At 47.1% G+C, this 694-nt stretch carries 1 rRNA gene; it reads left to right on the top strand.

The features are described from left to right. Window positions 1-567 precede the first annotated feature (567 nt). A 16S ribosomal RNA gene (locus IX761_RS27000) occupies window positions 568-694 on the top strand; the annotation flags it as partial.

Genomic DNA, 694 nt, shown 5'->3' with positions numbered 1-694 from the left:
GTGCATCGCTCATGGTTGCCAGCCTCCGCGAGGGTGTTTATCTACAGAGCGGAAGCGGCCTGAATTAGTTGCTTGGTGATATTCAAATGTTTTCAGATCAAGGTGTTGACTCTGATTTCAAAGCGCGTATTATTCGCCTCCTCGCAGCGTTGAACGCAGCGGGGAAGCAGTAAGTAGTTGAAGTTGAAGGTGTTTTGAAAGAAGTAGCTTTGAAAAAAACTTCAACGAGGCGATTGACAGCAGGTTGTAACGCTGTATGATTCGTCTCCCGCTACGAGAGATCGCAGCGAGTCAAGTGTTTGAAGCTAAACGAGTTTCTCGGAAAAACTTCAAAATAAACGCTTGACAGCAAATGAGGAAAGCGTAGAGTGCGCGCCTCGGCTGAAGCGAAACGCTAAAGCCAACCGCTCTTTAACAAATTGAATCAAGCAATTCGTGTGGGTGCTTGTGAGTACGGACTGATAGTCACAAAGATTATCAGCATCACAAGTGGCCATGCGAGAAATCACATAGTCATTTGAGATTGCTGAGCCAAGTTTAGGGTTTCTTAAAAACCCAAGCAGTATTGAACTGAAGAGTTTGATCATGGCTCAGATTGAACGCTGGCGGCAGGCCTAACACATGCAAGTCGAGCGGATGACGGGAGCTTGCTCCTTGATTCAGCGGCGGACGGGTGAGTAATGCCTAGGAATCT

Source organism: Pseudomonas sp. UFMG81 (assembly GCF_015354575.1).
Taxonomy (GTDB): Bacteria; Pseudomonadota; Gammaproteobacteria; order Pseudomonadales; family Pseudomonadaceae; genus Aquipseudomonas.
This window is presented reverse-complemented; position numbering and strand designations above follow the sequence as displayed.